Source organism: Streptomyces sp. CA-251247 (assembly GCF_050952975.1).
In the GTDB taxonomy this organism is placed as follows: domain Bacteria; phylum Actinomycetota; class Actinomycetes; order Streptomycetales; family Streptomycetaceae; genus Streptomyces; species Streptomyces achmelvichensis.
This window is the reverse complement of record NZ_CP191861.1, coordinates 3,692,429-3,708,084: the sequence shown is the minus strand read 5'-3', so window position 1 is coordinate 3,708,084 and position 15,656 is coordinate 3,692,429. Positions and strand designations below refer to the sequence as shown.

General features: G+C 72.0%; 13 protein-coding genes and 2 pseudogenes. 7 read left to right on the top strand and 8 right to left on the bottom strand.

Going from position 1 to position 15,656, the window contains the following annotated elements:
- Nucleotides 1-129: 129 nt before the first annotated feature.
- Nucleotides 130-696, top strand: a pseudogene (thpR, locus tag ACQPWZ_RS16140) (RNA 2',3'-cyclic phosphodiesterase); the annotation flags it as partial.
- 308 nt (nt 697-1,004) lie between these two features.
- Here thpR and ACQPWZ_RS16135 read toward each other — a convergent pair.
- Together ACQPWZ_RS16135 and ACQPWZ_RS16130 are read right to left on the bottom strand one after the other, a co-directional pair.
- Nucleotides 1,005-1,994 (bottom strand): aldo/keto reductase, encoded by a 990-nt coding sequence (locus ACQPWZ_RS16135; protein WP_433571693.1) that lies wholly within the window; start codon nt 1,992-1,994, stop codon nt 1,005-1,007.
- 58 nt (nt 1,995-2,052) lie between these two features.
- Nucleotides 2,053-2,565, bottom strand: a complete 513-nt coding sequence (locus ACQPWZ_RS16130; protein ID WP_433571692.1) for a MarR family winged helix-turn-helix transcriptional regulator — start codon at nt 2,563-2,565, stop codon at nt 2,053-2,055.
- A 105-nt stretch (nt 2,566-2,670) separates the two neighbouring features.
- On the opposite strand from ACQPWZ_RS16130, the gene ACQPWZ_RS16125 reads away from it, so the two are divergent.
- Nucleotides 2,671-3,141 (top strand): carboxymuconolactone decarboxylase family protein, encoded by a 471-nt coding sequence (locus ACQPWZ_RS16125; protein WP_405575900.1) that lies wholly within the window; start codon nt 2,671-2,673, stop codon nt 3,139-3,141.
- A 212-nt stretch (nt 3,142-3,353) separates the two neighbouring features.
- Entirely contained in the window at nt 3,354-3,821 is a 468-nt protein-coding gene (locus tag ACQPWZ_RS16120) for a hypothetical protein (protein WP_340473767.1), read from the top strand.
- Nucleotides 3,822-3,851: 30 nt separating this feature from the next.
- On the opposite strand, the gene ACQPWZ_RS16115 is transcribed toward ACQPWZ_RS16120, so the two are convergent.
- Nucleotides 3,852-4,535: a GDSL-type esterase/lipase family protein gene (locus tag ACQPWZ_RS16115; RefSeq protein WP_433571691.1), complete on the bottom strand. Its 684-nt coding sequence runs from the start codon at nt 4,533-4,535 to the stop codon at nt 3,852-3,854.
- 137 nt (nt 4,536-4,672) lie between these two features.
- On the opposite strand from ACQPWZ_RS16115, the gene ACQPWZ_RS16110 reads away from it, so the two are divergent.
- Complete coding sequence (locus tag ACQPWZ_RS16110) at nt 4,673-5,659, top strand: WD40 repeat domain-containing protein (RefSeq protein ID WP_433571690.1); 987 nt, start codon at nt 4,673-4,675, stop codon at nt 5,657-5,659.
- A gap of 237 nt (nt 5,660-5,896) precedes the next feature.
- Here ACQPWZ_RS16110 and ACQPWZ_RS16105 read toward each other — a convergent pair whose 3' ends face one another.
- The gene (locus ACQPWZ_RS16105) at nt 5,897-6,808 is read right to left on the bottom strand and encodes a TetR/AcrR family transcriptional regulator C-terminal domain-containing protein (protein ID WP_433571689.1); all 912 of its coding nucleotides are present in this window, start codon (nt 6,806-6,808) and stop codon (nt 5,897-5,899) included.
- Between the two features lie 99 nt (nt 6,809-6,907).
- Between ACQPWZ_RS16105 and ACQPWZ_RS16100 the strand changes: the two genes are divergently transcribed.
- Together ACQPWZ_RS16100 and ACQPWZ_RS16095 are read left to right on the top strand one after the other, a co-directional pair.
- On the top strand, nt 6,908-7,927 hold the full coding sequence (locus ACQPWZ_RS16100; protein ID WP_433571688.1) for an ATP-binding cassette domain-containing protein: 1,020 nt from the start codon (nt 6,908-6,910) through the stop codon (nt 7,925-7,927).
- Complete coding sequence (locus ACQPWZ_RS16095; protein WP_433571687.1) at nt 7,924-8,793, top strand: ABC transporter permease; 870 nt, start codon at nt 7,924-7,926, stop codon at nt 8,791-8,793. Before ACQPWZ_RS16100 ends, ACQPWZ_RS16095 begins: the two co-directional genes overlap by 4 nt.
- A 70-nt stretch (nt 8,794-8,863) precedes the next feature.
- On the opposite strand, the gene serC is transcribed toward ACQPWZ_RS16095, so the two are convergent.
- Both serC and ACQPWZ_RS16085 read right to left on the bottom strand, forming a co-directional pair.
- Entirely contained in the window at nt 8,864-9,982 is a 1,119-nt protein-coding gene (gene serC / locus ACQPWZ_RS16090; RefSeq protein WP_340473760.1) for a phosphoserine transaminase, read from the bottom strand.
- Nucleotides 9,983-10,086: 104 nt separating this feature from the next.
- Complete coding sequence (locus ACQPWZ_RS16085; RefSeq protein WP_433571686.1) at nt 10,087-10,698, bottom strand: GTP-binding protein; 612 nt, start codon at nt 10,696-10,698, stop codon at nt 10,087-10,089.
- A gap of 219 nt (nt 10,699-10,917) precedes the next feature.
- Between ACQPWZ_RS16085 and ACQPWZ_RS16080 the strand changes: the two genes are divergently transcribed.
- Nucleotides 10,918-13,848, top strand: coding sequence for an FAD-binding and (Fe-S)-binding domain-containing protein (locus ACQPWZ_RS16080; RefSeq protein ID WP_433571685.1), 2,931 nt, complete (start codon nt 10,918-10,920; stop codon nt 13,846-13,848).
- Here the strand turns inward: ACQPWZ_RS16080 and ACQPWZ_RS16075 are convergent.
- Nucleotides 13,835-14,254: a pyridoxamine 5'-phosphate oxidase family protein gene (locus ACQPWZ_RS16075; RefSeq protein ID WP_356703921.1), complete on the bottom strand. Its 420-nt coding sequence runs from the start codon at nt 14,252-14,254 to the stop codon at nt 13,835-13,837. The two genes, ACQPWZ_RS16080 and ACQPWZ_RS16075, sit on opposite strands and share 14 nt — an antisense overlap.
- A gap of 442 nt (nt 14,255-14,696) precedes the next feature.
- Nucleotides 14,697-15,544: pseudogene (locus tag ACQPWZ_RS16070) on the bottom strand (LysR family transcriptional regulator).
- Between the last annotated feature and the right edge of the window lie 112 nt (nt 15,545-15,656).

The window sequence follows — 15,656 nt, the reverse complement described above, 5'->3', positions numbered from 1 at the left end:
CGAGGGCCGCCGCTGTGTGAGACGGCGGCGGGCCACGGTGTGGGACGGAGCCCGCGCGCTGCGTGGGACGGGGCGGGGAAGGGCTCTCGACGGCTGTGTGAACCGGGCCGGCTGGGCCAGACTCGGATCATGAGACTCTTTGCCGCCGTACTGCCGCCCGGCCAGGCCGTCGATGAACTCGGCCTCGCCGTGGACCGGTTGAGAACCCTGCCCGGCTCGGACAGCCTGCGCTGGACCGGCCGGGCGGGCTGGCACTTCACCCTCGCCTTCATGGGTGAGGTGGACGAGAAACTCCTGCCCGAGCTGCACGAACGACTCGGCCGGGCGGCGCGCCGTACCGACCCCTTCCCGCTGCACATCCACGGCGGCGGACACTTCGGCAAGCGCGCGCTGTGGGCCGGGGCCTCCGGCGGGCTGGCGGAGATGCGCCTGCTCGCCGAGCGTGCGGACGCAGCCGCCCGCAGGTCCGGGATCCTCATGGAGGAACACCGCCGCTACACGGCCCACCTCACCGTCGCCCGCAGCCGCGTGGACCTGTCGCTGAGCCCGTTCGTCGACGCGCTGGCCGACTTCGACAGCACCCCCTGGGAGGTGTCCGAGCTCCATCTCGTCCGCAGCAACCTGCCGGTGAGCGGCGTGAAGGGGGAGGAGCCGCGGTACGAGGCGGTCGGCACCTGGCCGCTCGGCAAAGGCGCGGGCGCCCTGCCGGAACCGGGTGCGGAAGCGGCCATGGAACCGGGGCCGGCCACCGATCCGGGGCCGGGTGCCGCTACGGGTCCCGGCACGGAACCGGGCCCCGGTACGGAGCCGGGTTCGGGGCCGCTCGAACAGCCGCGTTAACCTCGTTGCGTGAAGACCAAGACCAGAAACCAGATCATGGCCGGCGTCCTAGTGCTGATGTTCGGCATCATCGCCGTGGCGGCCGTGGCCGGCCGGTAGCGGCGTCCGTTACCCGTCCGCCGCCCGGCCGGCCCACGGGCCGTCCGTCGCCTACCGCCGGTGTCCTACCAGGCGAATGCCTCCGGAGAGGGTCCCGGACCCGGGAAGATCTCGTCGAGACCGGCCAGCACCTCGTCGCTCAGTTCGAGCTCGACGGCGCGCAGGGCGGACTCCAGCTGGTCCGCGGTACGCGGTCCGACGATGGGACCCGTGACGCCCGGACGGGAGAGCAGCCAGGCCAGAGCGGCCTCGCCCGGCTCCAGGCCGTGCTTGTCCAGCAGGTCCTCATACGCCTGGATCTGTGCCCGGGAGTCGGCGTCGGCCAGGGTGTCGGCCGCACGCCCGGTCGCGCGGCGTCCGCCCTGTGCCTCCTTCTTGAGCACGCCGCCGAGCAGTCCGCCGTGCAGCGGTGACCAGGGGATGACGCCCAGGCCGTACTCCTGCGCGGCCGGGATCACCTCCATCTCGGCGCGGCGTTCGGCGAGGTTGTAGAGGCACTGCTCGCTGACCAGCCCGTACGAGCCCCGGCGCGCGGCCGCCTCGTTGGCCTGGGCGATCTTCCAGCCGGGGAAGTTGGACGACCCCACGTACAGGATCTTGCCCTGCTGGACGAGGGTGTCGATGGCCTGCCAGATCTCGTCGACCGGGGTGCTGCGGTCGATGTGGTGGAACTGGTAGAGGTCGATGTAGTCCGTCTTCAGTCGCTTGAGACTGGCGTCGACGGCGCGCCGGATGTTGAGCGCGGAGAGCTTGTCGTGGTTGGGCCAGGCCTCGCCGTCGGCGCCCATGTTCCCGTAGACCTTGGTGGCGAGGACGACCTTGTCGCGGCGGTCGCCGCCCTTTGCGAACCAGCTGCCGACGATCTCCTCGGTGCGGCCCTTGTTCTCGCCCCAGCCGTAGACGTTGGCCGTGTCGAAGAAGTTGATGCCCGCGCCGAGTGCGGCGTCCATGATCGCGTAGCTGTCGGCCTCGTCGGTGAGAGGCCCGAAGTTCATCGTCCCGAGGACGAGTCGGCTGACTTTGAGTCCCGTGCGTCCGAGCTGCGTGTACTCCATGGGCACCAAGCCAACTCCTTGGAGCGCGCTCGAAGCAAGGCCCGGCCTCGCGGCGCGCTCAAGCCCCGCCGAACCAGCCTGCCGCGTCGAGGCGGAAGGCGTCGGCGGGGGCGACGGAGCGCAGCGCCTGCTCGATGTCGGTGACCCGGTCCGCACCGAGCTTCCGTGCCCAGTCCGCGCGCAGTTCGTCGAAGATCGCGGCCGAGCGGGACAGCGCGTCCAGGCCGTGCGGAGTGAGGCGGACGAGCTTGCGGCGGGCGTCGGACGGGTCGTCGGCCCGGACCGCGTAGCCCAGTGCCACGAGCCGGTCGACGGTCTTGCCCGCGGCCTGCTTGGAGACGCCGAGCCGGCGGCCGACGTCGCTCGCGGTCGCGCCGTCGATGCCGATCGCCTGCATCGCGAAGCCGTGCGCGGGGCGGACGTCGGGGTGGCCCTGGCGGGCCAGCTCGACGTGGAGCCGGTCGATGAGGGACCGGAAGCCGGCGAAGAGGAGCAGGGGGAGCTCGTAGCCCCTGCCGGGAACTCCCTTGCCGCCATCGACAACCTGGTTTACCTTTTTATCGTCAACCATGTTGTCCATTCTAAAGGGGTCACCGTGTTCTCCGATCACGCCGTTGCCGATCGCGCCTTTCCCGACCACAGCCCGGAGTCCGCGCCGCCCGCCTCCCGCCGCTCGATGGAGGCGGTCCGGCGCAATCTGGGGCACCTGCCGCCGGCGGTCGCCAGACTCGCCGCCTCGCCGCACACGCTGGACGGATTCCTTCAGCTCAGCGCCCTCTTCGAGCGCACGACGCTGGATCCGGTCGCGCGCGAGGTCGTCATCATGACGGTCGCGGCGCGCAACGAGTGCCATGTGTGCGTCGTGATGCACACCGGCAAGCTCCGGGCGCTGGGGGCCGGTGAGACGGCCGTGGCCGCGCTCGTCGCGCAGCGCCCGCTCGACGACGAACGCCTCGAAGCCGTACGGCGGTTCACGCTCGACGTGATCGCCGCGTCCGGGGCGGTCGGGGACGAGTCGCTGGCGGCGTTTTTCGGCCAGGGCTTCACTCCGCAGAACGCGCTGGAGGTGGTCATGGGGATCGGGACTTACACGCTCTCCACCTTCGCCAACCGCCTGACGCGCGCCCCGCTGGAGCCGACAGCCTGATTTGGCCGTTACATGTCAATATTCGGTGGCTCTCCTTGTTTTCCCCGGAGGCCCGTGCAGCAATGGGGAGCGTCGCTGACGACCCATCAGCCGCACCGTGCTCGCAGGTGATCCAGCTCCCCGGGCTCCCCACGCCCCAGGATTGCGTGCGCACGCCCGATGGCAGCCGCCGGCGCCGGCCCGTGACCCCACACACGAAGGCGGGACCTCCCATGAAGCACGGCACCTTTGGCATCGGCACGTTCCTCGGCGTCGGCCTGCTGGCCGCCGGCACGCTCGCGATGGCGCCCGCGGCCCAGGCGGTGACGCCGGACAAGGCGACGCTGTCCTTCGACTGCGGTTCGTTCGGCTCGGGTACGGCGAACCTCGCGGCCACCCAGGACGGCACGGCCGCGACCATCAGTCTGGCCACGGACGCCATCACCTCGCCGCTCCCCATCTCGGCGAATTCGGTGAAGTCCACGCTCACGCTGGCGAAGAACGGCACGGACACGACAACGTTCACCGGCAACGCCAACCCCGCGATCCCGGCGGGCGGCGCCGTCTCCACCGGCCCGCTGGACGGCACCGTGGCGGTGGGCGACAGTCTCGAAGCCACATCCCTGACCGTGGTGGTGTTCGGGATCACCGCCACGTGCACGGCGACCTCCCCGCAGAACCCCGGGCCGTTCGTCTTCTGACGCCTTCGGCCGGGGCGGTACGCGGCAGGATCAGGCCGCGGCCTCGTAGCGGGCGCCCAGCCCCCACGCCTGGTGCATCGCCTGTGCGTACGCCGCCGCGAGCTTGTGCTCGCCCGACGCGCTCGGGTGGGTGCCGTCGTAGGTGTCCGTGTCGAGGTCGTACCGCTCCGGCCGGGATGCCAGGAGGATCGGGGACGCCGCGGTGTCCAGGTCGGCGACCGCTTTGGCGAGCAGTTCGTTGAAGCGGTCGCACTCCGCCGCGAACGGCGCGTCCGCACGGGCGCGCACGTTCGGTATGACGGGGAGCAGCACCATCCGCACCTGCGGGTTGGCCGCACGGGACTCGGCGATGAACCGGCGGACGTTCAGGGCCGTTTGCCCGCTGTCCGTGTAGAAGCCGAGGTCTATCAGGCCGAGCGAGACCAGCAGGACGTCCGGGCGCTGGTCGGTCACCGTCTCGCGGATCACCGGCGCCATGTGGAGCCAGCCCTCGCCCCAGCCCGCGAGATGGCGGCGGGCGTCCGCGGGAAACGGGGCCGCGTAGGCGTACGAGCGCGGGGTGTCCACCTCGGTGTCGTACAGCCAGGTCCGCGGGCCGACGATCTCGTACGGGCCGCCGAAGGATGCGCCGAGGTGCTGCCACATCCGGTAGCGCCAGGTGTAGTCGCCGGCGCGTCCGATGGTCATGGAGTCGCCGACGAACATGAAACGCATGGGGCACATCATGGCGGACGGGACGGCTGGTCCGCGATGTGAGACCGGCCACGGGGGTAATGCCTGTGCCCGTGCGGCCGCCGGGGGCGGTTCCGGGGGCGCGGGCCGGAACCCCGGCGGGATGGCAGGCTTGGGGCATGCGTTCGCTCCCGTACGTCACCGCCGCTGCCGCCGCGTTCGTCCTGCTCGCCGCCGTGCCGGCCGCCTCCGCAGCGTCGGAGGACCCCGGCTTCACGATCAAGGACCCGCGGGTCACGGAGTCCAGCGGTCTCGCCGCCAGCCGGGCGCACCCGGGGGTGTACTGGACGCACAACGACCAGGACGAGCCGCGGGTGTTCGCCGTCGACGCCCGGACGGGCAAGACGGTCGCGACGATCACCCTGCGCGGGGTGGGCACTCCGCGGGACATGGAGGCGATCTCGGTCGGCCCGGACGGCAAGGTCTACGTCGGTGACATCGGCGACAACCTCAACGGCAGCTGGGACCACGTGTGGATCTACACGTTCCCCGAGCCGAAAGCCCTGAGGGACATGACCGTGAACGCCACCCAGTACACGGTCACGTACACCGACGGAGCCCGCAACGCCGAGGCGCTGATGGTCCATCCGAAGACCGGGCGGGTCTACATCGCGTCGAAGAACGAGGACGGCGGCGGCCTGTACGAGGGCCCGGCCCAACTCACCCGGTCCGGTGCGAACACCTTCCGCCGGATCGCCGAGGTGCCGTGGGTGACCGACGGCGCGTTCTCGCCGGACGGGAAGGAGCTGGTGCTGCGCTCGTACTTCAGCGCCCGCGGCTACGCGTGGACGAACGGCCGCCTCGGCGCGGACCACCGGGTGAAGGCGCCGATCCAGGGCCAGGCGGAGTCGGTCACGTACACGACGGACGGCAAGGCGCTGATGTTCGGGACGGAGGGGGAGCAGAGCGAGGTGGAGCGGGTGCCGCTCGGCAAGGACGAGGCGTCGGGCGGGACGTCGCCGTCGGGGAAGGACGGTGCGTCGGGCGGCGGTGGTTCCGGGGGCGCCGACGACGACGATCAGAACAGCTTCACCTACGCGGTGATCGGCCTGGCGGCGGCGACGGCGCTGGTGCTGGGGCTGAAGCGGCTGCTGCGGCGGGGCTGAGCGCGGTTCAGCCTGTCCGGCGTTTGAGGACACGTGTGCGGGGCGACGAAGGGTGCGGGTGGTTCGCCGGGGCGCTGCCCCGGACCCCGCGCCTCAATCGCCGGCGGGGCTTGATTTTGTGCCGCACGTGGGCTGCGGGTCAGGCAATTCCGGCGCAGCCGGTTGGCGGGGCTTGATTGGTGTGCCCGGCAGGGATGGCGCAGCCGGTTGGCGGGGCGCTGCCCCGGACCCCGCGCCTCAATCGCCGGCGGGGCTTGATGTGCCGCCTGTTGCCCTGGCGGGGCTTGATGTGCCGCCTGTTGCCCTGGCGGGGCTTGATGTGCGGCCTGTTGCACCAGCGAGGCTGGATGCGTCGCCTGTTGCTGCGGCGGGGCTGGATGCGTCGCCTGTTGCCCCGGCCGGGCTTGAGGTGCGGTCCCGGACCAGGACCTCCAGGCCGTCCACCAACCTGCGCAGGCCGAACGCGAAGTGGTCGAAGTCCCTGCTGAACGTGTCCTCCGCCAGCCCCGCCATCCGCGGGTACTCCCCGCTCGCCATCGCCCGTTCCAGGAAAGGCCGTTGCCCCTCCCAGAAGTCCTCGTCGCTGCGGCCCGTCGCCTTCGCCGCCTCGATCGTCTCGATCTCCATCCGAGCGATGCCCATCACGAAGCTCTGCGTCGCGATGATCACCGAGATCAGCTCGGGGTCCGTGAGGCCCATGTCCTGAAGGCCCATCAGCGCGTGCTCCAGTCCCCGTAGCGCGCTCGGGCCCAGGACCGTTCTGGCCTGGTTGACCTTGAGGAGCCAGGGGTGCTCCCGGTAGAGCGTGAGGTAGCCGCGCGCCAGGGCGTCGATCGCGGCGCGCCAGTCCGCCTCGGGCTCCTTCGTGGCCGGAGGCTGGCCGCCGACGCGGTCCAGCATCAGGTCGAGCAGCTCGGCCTTGCCGGGGACGTACCGGTAGAGCGTCATCGTGCCGGTGCCCAGTTCGGTGGACAGACGGCGCATCGAGACCGCTGCCAGGCCCTCCGCGTCGGCGATCTCGACGGCCGCCGTCACGATCCGGTCGAGGGTCAGGCCGGGCTTGGGGCCCCGGCTCGGACGGTCGCCCGTACCCCACAGGAGCTCCAGGGTGCGGGAGATGTCTCCGCTGCCGCTCGTTTCGGTCGTCATGGCTTCAGCCTAATGCGCTGGACAAGAACTGGGTACGCTGTACTCTCTTGTGAGTACACCGTACCCAGTTGTCTGTCATTCGTCCTGCCGGGAGGGCTCGTGAACGAACACGCCGTACTCGCCGAAGCGATCGAGAAGAGATACGGGGAGAAGCGCGCACTCGACGGCTTCGACCTGGCCGTGCGCCGGGGCACCGTGCACGGTCTGCTCGGGCCGAACGGCGCCGGCAAGACCACCGCCGTGCGCGTCCTCAGCACGCTGCTGCGGTTCGACGGCGGACGGGCACTGGTCGCCGGCGTCGACGTCACACGCGACCCCCGCCGCGTCCGCGGCAGGATCGGGCTCGCCGGTCAGTACGCCGCCGTCGACGAGATCCTGACCGGCCGCCAGAACCTGGAGATGTTCGGGCGGCTCTTCCATCTGGGCGGCAGGCGGGCCGCGCTGCGGGCCGGTGAACTGCTGGAACAGTTCGACCTGTTGGAGGCGGCGGACAAGGGCGTCGGACAGTACAGCGGAGGTATGCGCAGACGCCTCGACCTCGCCGCATCGATGATCCTCGCGCCCGAGGTGCTGTTCCTGGACGAGCCGACGACGGGCCTCGACCCGCGCGGGCGCGGCGAAGTGTGGAAGGCCGTACGGGAGTTGGTGGCGGGCGGGACGACCGTGCTGCTGACGACGCAGTACCTCGACGAGGCGGACAAGCTCGCCTCGCACATCACCGTCATCGACCAGGGCAGGGCCATCGCCGACGACACCCCCGACGGGCTGAAGAACCGCGTGGGCGGCGACCGGATCGAGGTCGTCGTCGGCGATCCGGCGGACCTGGCGGCGGCCGTCGCGGTGGTCGCCCGCGTCGCGCAGGGCCGGCCGGAGACGAACGCGCAGGAGCGGCGGGTGCACGCGACGGTGACCGACCGGGTGGCGGCGCTCACCGAGGTGGCGCGCACCCTCCAGGACGCGGGCGTCGCGGTGGAGGACATCGGCCTGCGCCGGCCCAGCCTGGACGACGTGTTCCTGCGCCTGACCGGCCACCGTACCGAGACGACAGAGACGACAGAGGCGACAGAGGCGACCGACGCGACCGGGACGACCCGGAAGACCGAGGTGAACGCGGCATGAGCGACGTCATGGACCGCAGCGGACCGGCGACCACCGGCGTCGCCGCGGTCGATCTGCGGGTCGAGACCGAGGGGGAGCGCCGGCTGTACTGGGCGGCCCTCGACTGCTGGAACGTCGTACGCCGCGGGCTGACCCACTACCGGCGCCAACCCTCCTACATCGCCTGGCAGCTGGGCTTCCCCATCGTCTCCGTGCTGCTGTACGGCTATGTCTTCGGCGGGGCGATGAAGCCGCCGGGCGGAGGCGACTACCGCGACTTCCTGATGCCGGGCATGTTCGTGATGACCATGGCCTTCGGCTTCATGAACACGGCCATCGCGGTGGTCACCGACTCCTCGAAGGGGGTCATCGACCGCTTCCGTTCGATGCCGATGGCGCCGTCCGCCGTCGTCGCCGGCCGTGGGGTCAACGATCTGCTCGTGGCCTGCGCCGAGCTGACGATCCTCGCGGCCACGGCCCTGGTGATGGGCTGGCGCTCGGACGGCGGACTCCTGGGCACGGCGGCCGCGTTCGCCCTGCTCGTCCTGCTGCGGTTCAGTCTGATCTGGGTCGGGATCTGGCTCGGCCTGCTGGTGCCGAGCCCGGAGGCGGCGGGCGGTCTCTACGCGGTGGTGTTCCCGCTCACGATGATCTCCAGCGTCTTCGTCCCGCCGTCGTCGATGCCCGAATGGCTGGGCACGGTCGCGGCATGGAACCCGATCTCGTCGACGGCCGCGGCGACACGGGAGCTCTTCGGCAATCCGGTGGCGGGGGACGGGAGCTGGATCCAGGAGCACGGGGTGCTGATGGCGGTGGTGTGGCCGCTCGCCGTGACAGCGGTGTTCCTGCCGCTGGCGGTCCGCCGCTTCCAGCGCCTGAGCCGCTGACGTCTGCGACGTGACGACGAGGGGCCCGGCAGCCTCGGCCGCCGGGCCCCTCACACGTACGACGTGGGTGTCAGAGGTTCTCGATCACGTAGTCGACGCACGCGGTCAGCGCCTCGACGTCCGCCGGGTCGATCGCCGGGAACATCGCCACGCGGAGCTGGTTGCGGCCCAGCTTGCGGTACGGCTCCGTGTCGACGATGCCGTTGGCGCGCAGCACCTTGGCCACCGCGGACGCGTCGATGTCGTCGGAGAAGTCGATGGTGCCGATGACCTGCGAGCGCTTGGCCGGGTCGACGACGAACGGGGTGGCGTACTTCGACGCCTCCGCCCACCCGTACAGGGTCCGCGAAGAGGTCGCCGTGCGGCCCACCGACCAGTCGAGACCGCCCTGGCCGTTGATCCACTTCAGCTGCTCGTCCAGCAGGAAGAGGGTCGCCAGCGCGGGGGTGTTGTACGTCTGGTTCTTCAGGGAGTTGTCGATCGCCGTCGGGAGGCTGAAGAACTCCGGGACGTGCCGGCCCGAGCCGTGGATGCGCGCGGCGCGCTCCAGGGCCGCGGGGGAGAAGACGCCGATCCACAGGCCGCCGTCGGAGGCGAAGGACTTCTGCGGGGCGAAGTAGTAGACGTCGGTCTCGGCGATGTCGACGGGCAGGCCGCCGGCGCCCGAGGTGGCGTCCACCAGGACCAGCGCGCCCTCGTCGGCGCCGTTCACGCGCTTGACGGGGGCGGCGACACCGGTCGAGGTCTCGTTGTGCGTGAAGCCGTACACGTCGACGCCCGCCTCGGCCTCGGGCTCGGGGTGCGTGCCCGGCTCGGAGGTGATGACGGTGGGCTCGGCCAGCCAGGGCGCGAGCTTGGCGGCCTTGGCGAACTTGGAGGAGAACTCGCCGAACGACAGGTGCTGGGACTTGTTGTCGATCAGGCCGTGCGTCGCGATGTCCCAGAAGGCGGTGGAGCCGCCGTTGCCGAGGATCACCTCGTAGCCCTCGGGGAGCCGGAAGAGGTCGCGTACGCCGTCGCGCACCGCGCCGACCAGGTTCTTCACCGGGGCCTGGCGGTGGGACGTACCCATGAGGGACGTGCCGGTGGCGGACAGGGCGTCGAGCGCCTCCGTCCGCACCTTGGAGGGGCCCGCGCCGAAACGGCCGTCGGCGGGCTTGATGTCAGCGGGAATCCGGATCTCAGCCACGTTCCGGAGCGTAGTCGGTCACGGGGCGTCGCGCGGACGTGGTCCGGCGGATGAGACAGCTGCCCATATGACGGTCGGACCGGTGGCCGGTGTGCCGGACGGGCTCAGCCCTTGTGGCGGACCGCCAGGGCGTGCAGATGCTCGACCAGCGCTATCAGGACGAATTTGCTGGACGAGTGGTCGCGGGCGTCGAACTCCACCATCGGTACGTCGGGGCCGAGCGCGAGCGCCTCGCGGATGTGTTCGTCGCTGTGCAGCGGTCCGCCGAAGTCGTTCACGGCGACGATGTACGGCATGCCGTGGTGTTCGAGGCGGTCCAGGGCGTACCAGGCGTCGTCGAGGCAGCGGGTGTCGACGAGGACGACCGCGCCCATCGTGCCCGCCAGCAGGCGTTCCCACAGGAACCAGAAGCGCTTCTGGCCGGGGGCGCCGAAGAGATAGAGGACGCTCCGGTCGTCGACGGTGATCCGGCCGAAGTCGAACGCGACGGTGGTGGCGTTCTTGCCGCTGACCCTGCTGGTGTCCTCCAGGCTGCGGCCGGCGCGGCTCATCACCTCCTCCGTGTGCAGCGGGCGGATCTCGCTGACGGAGCGGACCATCGTGGTCTTGCCGACGCCGAAGCCACCGACGACGACGATCTTCAGGGTGTTCTCGGTCGTCCCGACAGGCGTGGGGTGTGGCCCGGCCGGGGGGACCGCCCGCGTACCGCGGGTCATCGCTTCTGAGCGGTGCCGGTCATCGAGTGTTGCCTTCCGAGGGGTGGCGGGGGCAGAACTGGAGCCGCGTGTTCCCGATCAAGTGCTCGTCACTATAGGAGAGTTGGCGATCACTTTGGGCTCTTCCCCCCGGCTTTGCCAAGGCCTGGCAGAGAGCAGTCTCCGGACCGGCCCGTTTCGCGGCGGTGTGACGGGAGTGACGGGGGCATGCTGAGAGACATGGCGGAACAGCGACAGACGGGGCCGGACCGGCAGCCGGACAGCGGCTCCTCCCGGGTGCGGGCGGCGCACTCCGGGTCCGCGGACGCCCGCACGAAGGCCGGTGCGACGGCCGGTGCGACGGGCGAGCTGGCGCGGGCACTCGGGCGGGACGTGCGCGGCGAGGTGGACTTCTCCGCCGCCGGCAGAGCCCTGATGACCATGGACGCCTCCAATTACCGGCGCGTACCGGTCGGCGTCGTCGCACCCCGGGACGCCGACGACGTGGCCGCCGCACTCGCGGTCTGCCGGCAGTACGAGGTGCCGGTCGTGCCGCGCGGCGCGGGTACGTCGATTGCCGGGCAGGCCACCGGCATCGGCGTCGTGCTCGACTTCACCCGGCACATGAAGGCGTTGCTCGACGTGGACGCCGAGGCGCGCACGGCGGTCGTCCAGCCCGGCGTCGTGCTGGACACCCTCCGCGACGCCGTACGCCCCCTCGGCCTCACCTTCGGCCCCGACCCCTCCACCCACGCCCGCTGCACGATCGGCGGGATGATCGGCAACAACTCCTGCGGCGCCCACTCGGTGGCCTGGGGCACGACCGCCGACAATGTGCACGGCCTCTCCGTGACGACCTACGACGGCGCCGCACTGCGCCTCGGCCGGGGCTGGGACTCCGGCGCCCCCGCCGGCCTGCGCGAACTCGTCGACGGGCATCTCGCCCTGCTGCGCACCGGGTTCACGGACGGGCTGCCCCGCCGGATCTCCGGGTACGCGCTGGACGCGCTGCTGCCCGAGAAGGGCGTCGACCTCACCCGGGCGTTCTGCGGCAGCGAGGGCACGCTCGGCGTGCTGACAGAGGCGACCGTACGGCTCGTCGACGCGCCCCGGGCCCGGGCCCTCGCCGTGCTCGGCTACCCCGACGAGAGCGCGGCGGCCGAGGCGGCCTCCGGGCTTCTTCCGCTCGGCCCGCTGACCGTCGAGGGCATGGCGGAGGACCTGGTGCCCCCCGGCCACGGGCTGCCGCGCGGCGGGGCGTGGCTGTTCGTGGAGACCGGCGGGGACACCGCCGCGGAGGCGCGGGCCGGTGCCGAGGCCGTGCTCCGCGCGGCCGACGCGCTCGACGGCACGGTGGTCGACGACCCGGCCGGCATGCGCGCCCTGTGGCGGGTGCGCGAGGACGCGGCCGGCACGGCGACCCGCACCCCCGACGGCACGGAGGCCTGGCCCGGCTGGGAGGACTGCGCGGTGCCGCCCGCCCGGCTGGGCGCCTATCTGCGCGACTTCCGGGCGCTGCTGGCGGCCCACGGCCTGCGCGGCACGCCGTACGGGCACTTCGGCGACGGCTGCATCCACGTCCGTATCGACTTCGACCTGCTGAGCGAGCCGGGCGTCCGGGCCTTCCGCCGCTTCTCCGAGGAGGTCGCCGAACTCGTCGTCGCCCACGGCGGCTCCCTGTCGGGCGAACACGGCGACGGCCAGGCGCGCGCCGAGCTGCTGCCGAAGATGTACGGGGACGAACTGGTCGGCCTCTTCGGCCGGTTCAAGGACCTGTGGGACCCGGCCGGCGGCATGAACCCGGGCATGCTGGCCCGCCCCGACCACCTCGACGCCAACCTCCGCTTCGCCGTGCTCCCCCGGGAGAAGATCGACGTGGTCTTCGGCTACCCGCACGACGGCGGCGACTTCGCCGGCGCGGTGCGGCGGTGCGTGGGTGTCGCCAAGTGCCGTACGACGTCGGCGGGTTCGGGCGGCGGAGTGATGTGCCCGTCCTTCCGCGCCACCGGCGAGGAGGCGCACTCCACCCGCGGCCGGGCCCGGCTGCTGCACGAGATGCTGGCGGGCGAGATCGTGCGGGACGGCTGGCGTTCCCCCGAGGTGCGGGACGCGCTCGACCTGTGCCTGTCGTGCAAGGGGTGCCGCAGCGACTGCCCGGTGGGCGTCGACATGGCCACGTACAAGGCGGAGTTCCTGCACCACCACTACGCGGGGCGGCGACGGCCCGCATCCCACTACGCCATGGGCCGGCTGCCCGAGTGGCTGCGGGCGGCAGCCCCCGTCGCCCGGCTCGTCAACGCCGCCGCCCGGGTCCGGCCGCTGGCGGCCGTCGCCAAGCGGCTGGGCGGCATCGCGCCCGAACGGGACATCCCGCGGCTGGCCCCGGAGACGTTCCGCACCTGGCTGGCGGGGCACCTGCGAGGCCGTACGGAGGTCCTCGCGACGAGCCGTACGGCAGTGCTGTGGCCGGACACGTTCACCGACCACCTCTCCCCGGAGGTCGGCCGGGCGGCGGTACGGGTCATGGAGTCCGCGGGGATGGGCCTCGTCGTGCCGCCCGGCCGGGTCTGCTGCGGCCTCACCTACGTCTCCACCGGCCAGCTCGACCGCGCCCGCGCGGTGATGCGCCGCACCCTGGACACCGTGGAGCCGCTGCTCGACCTGGGCGCCCCCGTGGTCGTCCTGGAGCCGAGCTGCGGGGCGGCGCTGCGGACGGACCTCCCGGAACTCCTGCCGGACGACCCCCGCGCGGCGCGCCTCGCCGCATCGGTCCGCACCTTCGCCCAGGTACTGGAGGAGTGCGCCCCGGACTGGACACCGCCGCGCCTGGAGCGCCCGGTGGCCGGTCAGACGCACTGCCACCAGCACGCGGTCCTCGGCGAGGACGCGGAACGCCGGCTGCGTGAACGCGCCGGTCTGGAGGGGGAGCTGAGCGGCGGCTGCTGCGGACTGGCCGGCAACTTCGGCTTCGAGCGCGGCCACTACGAGGTGTCGGTGGCCTGCGCGGAGGACCAGCTCCTGCCGGCGGTCCGCACGGCGGGCCCGGACGCGGAACTCCTCGCGGACGGCTTCTCCTGCCGTACGCAACTGGCCCAGCTGGAGGGCCACCGCGCACGGCACCTCGCGGAGGTGCTCGCGGAGGCCCTGCCGGACGACCTCAGTCGAGAGTGAGCTCCTCGATCCGCGCGGGCTCCACGGTGAAGTCACTGTGCCGCGCCCAGTGCGCCCGCACCCGCACATAGGTGATCCCGGGCCACCCGAGCCGCTCCCGCCCCTCCGGATACGCCGTGAAGTACGCAGCCTGGACGCGCTCGAGCTCGGGCCCCTCGGGAAAGTCGGCGAGCCCTTCGATCTGCACGGTCACGGCCTCGTCCCACCCGATGACGAGGGCGATACGGGGGTCGGCGAGGAGGTTGCGGTACTTGCGGGTGGTGTTGACGGTGTCGAAGACGATCTCCAACTGATCGCTGACACCGAAACCGACGACGGCGGCTTGCGGTCTGCCGCCGGGTCCGACGGAGGCCTCGACGGCGAGCTTGTGTCGGCGGAGGAACCAGAGGAGTTCGTCGCGGGTCATGTGCTGTCTGTACCACGGGGGGTGGGGGGAGGGTGGTGCGTGCGGGGGTGTGTCTTGTGTCCTCGCCGGATGGGCGGGGTGGCTGCAGGTGTCGTGCGGCCGTTCCGCTTTCGTTGCGGGGCACGCCCTGCGGTCGTGTCCTCAATCGCCGGACGGGCTGGAATTGCGGGGCACGTTGTCCGGCTCGGCCCGCCGCACATCCAGCTTGGCCACCTGGCTCGGCGAGGGCTGGTGGGTGCATATTCAGCCTCGCCGGCGTTTGAGGCGCGGGGTTCGGGGCGGAGCCCTGACGACGGGCCTGCGGCTTTCGTCGGGGGGCACGCCCTGCGGTCGTGTCCTCAATCGCCGGACGGGCTGGATTTGCGGGACACGTTGTCCTGTTGCGCCGGACCGGCGGACCGCGCGGGGTTCGGGGCCGAGCCCCGACAAGTGGCCCCGTCGGTCACGTCAGCTCGCGTGCCAGCGCAAGCAACTCCGGCAGCGCCGGGTGCGGGGTCGTCGTGCGCCAGGCCAGCATGACGCGGGCCGGGGGCGCGTCCGTCAGGGGGCGGTACGTCACCCCGGGTGCGGGTGCATCGCCGCGGTGGACGCCACCGACACCCCCGCCCCCCTCCCCGCCGCGATCGCCGTCAGCCAGTCGTCCGTGTTCGCGACCGTCACCGTCGTCCCCGGCCGGGACTCCGGCGGCCACAGGTCCAGGGTCGTCAGACCCGAGACCGTGTTGAGGATCATCGGGGTGTCCGTCAGCTCCGCCAGGGTCAGGGACGGGCGCGCGGCCAGCGGGCCGTCCGAGGTGACCGCGGCCACCCGGGACTCGGTGAACAGCAGCTCGGTGACCAGGCCCGGCGTGTCCACCGGGCCGCGCAGGACCGCCGCGTCCACCTCGCCGCGGACCAGCCCGGCGGTGCGGTCGTCGATCCGCAGGAGTTCCAGCGGGGTCTCGGGGTGCTCGCGTTCCCAGCGGCGCAGCAGTGGGGTGGTGTACGGCCCGAGCGCGGACCAGGCGTGCCCCAGCCGCAGCGGCCGGCGCCGCAGCCTGCCGGTGTCCAGTGCCTCGTCGAAGGCGGCGACCGCCGCGGCCGCCTTGTCGCGGAAGGCCCGCCCCTCGGGGGTGAGGGCGAGATGGTGCGTGGAGCGGTCCACCAGCCGTGTACCGAGCTGCTTCTCCAGTGCGGCCAGGGCGCGGGAGACGGCGGGCTGGGTGAGGTGCAGCCGCACAGCGGCTCTGGTCACGCTGGACTCCTCGGCGATGGCGAGGAAGCAGCGGAGATGGCGCATCTCGATGCTCATGCGCGTGGAGCATAACGGCAGCACAGTCGGCATTTCACGCGACGGCCGAGGAGCCGTAGCGTGGGGAGGGCCGCAGCAGGCCGGGGGTGACGAACCACGGCCCGGCCGATCA

Coding starts and splice junctions, on each gene's coding strand:
- ACQPWZ_RS16105 (WP_433571689.1), bottom strand. CDS start 6,808: ATGACGACCGAAACGAGCGGCAGCGGAGACATCTCCCGCACCCTGGAG.
- ACQPWZ_RS16125 (WP_405575900.1), top strand. CDS start 2,671: ATGGAGGCGGTCCGGCGCAATCTGGGGCACCTGCCGCCGGCGGTCGCC.
- ACQPWZ_RS16115 (WP_433571691.1), bottom strand. CDS start 4,535: ATGCGTTTCATGTTCGTCGGCGACTCCATGACCATCGGACGCGCCGGC.
- ACQPWZ_RS16120 (WP_340473767.1), top strand. CDS start 3,354: ATGAAGCACGGCACCTTTGGCATCGGCACGTTCCTCGGCGTCGGCCTG.
- ACQPWZ_RS16110 (WP_433571690.1), top strand. CDS start 4,673: ATGCGTTCGCTCCCGTACGTCACCGCCGCTGCCGCCGCGTTCGTCCTG.
- ACQPWZ_RS16085 (WP_433571686.1), bottom strand. CDS start 10,698: ATGACCCGCGGTACGCGGGCGGTCCCCCCGGCCGGGCCACACCCCACG.
- ACQPWZ_RS16095 (WP_433571687.1), top strand. CDS start 7,924: ATGAGCGACGTCATGGACCGCAGCGGACCGGCGACCACCGGCGTCGCC.
- ACQPWZ_RS16130 (WP_433571692.1), bottom strand. CDS start 2,565: ATGGTTGACGATAAAAAGGTAAACCAGGTTGTCGATGGCGGCAAGGGA.
- ACQPWZ_RS16080 (WP_433571685.1), top strand. CDS start 10,918: ATGGCGGAACAGCGACAGACGGGGCCGGACCGGCAGCCGGACAGCGGC.
- ACQPWZ_RS16135 (WP_433571693.1), bottom strand. CDS start 1,994: ATGGAGTACACGCAGCTCGGACGCACGGGACTCAAAGTCAGCCGACTC.
- ACQPWZ_RS16075 (WP_356703921.1), bottom strand. CDS start 14,254: ATGACCCGCGACGAACTCCTCTGGTTCCTCCGCCGACACAAGCTCGCC.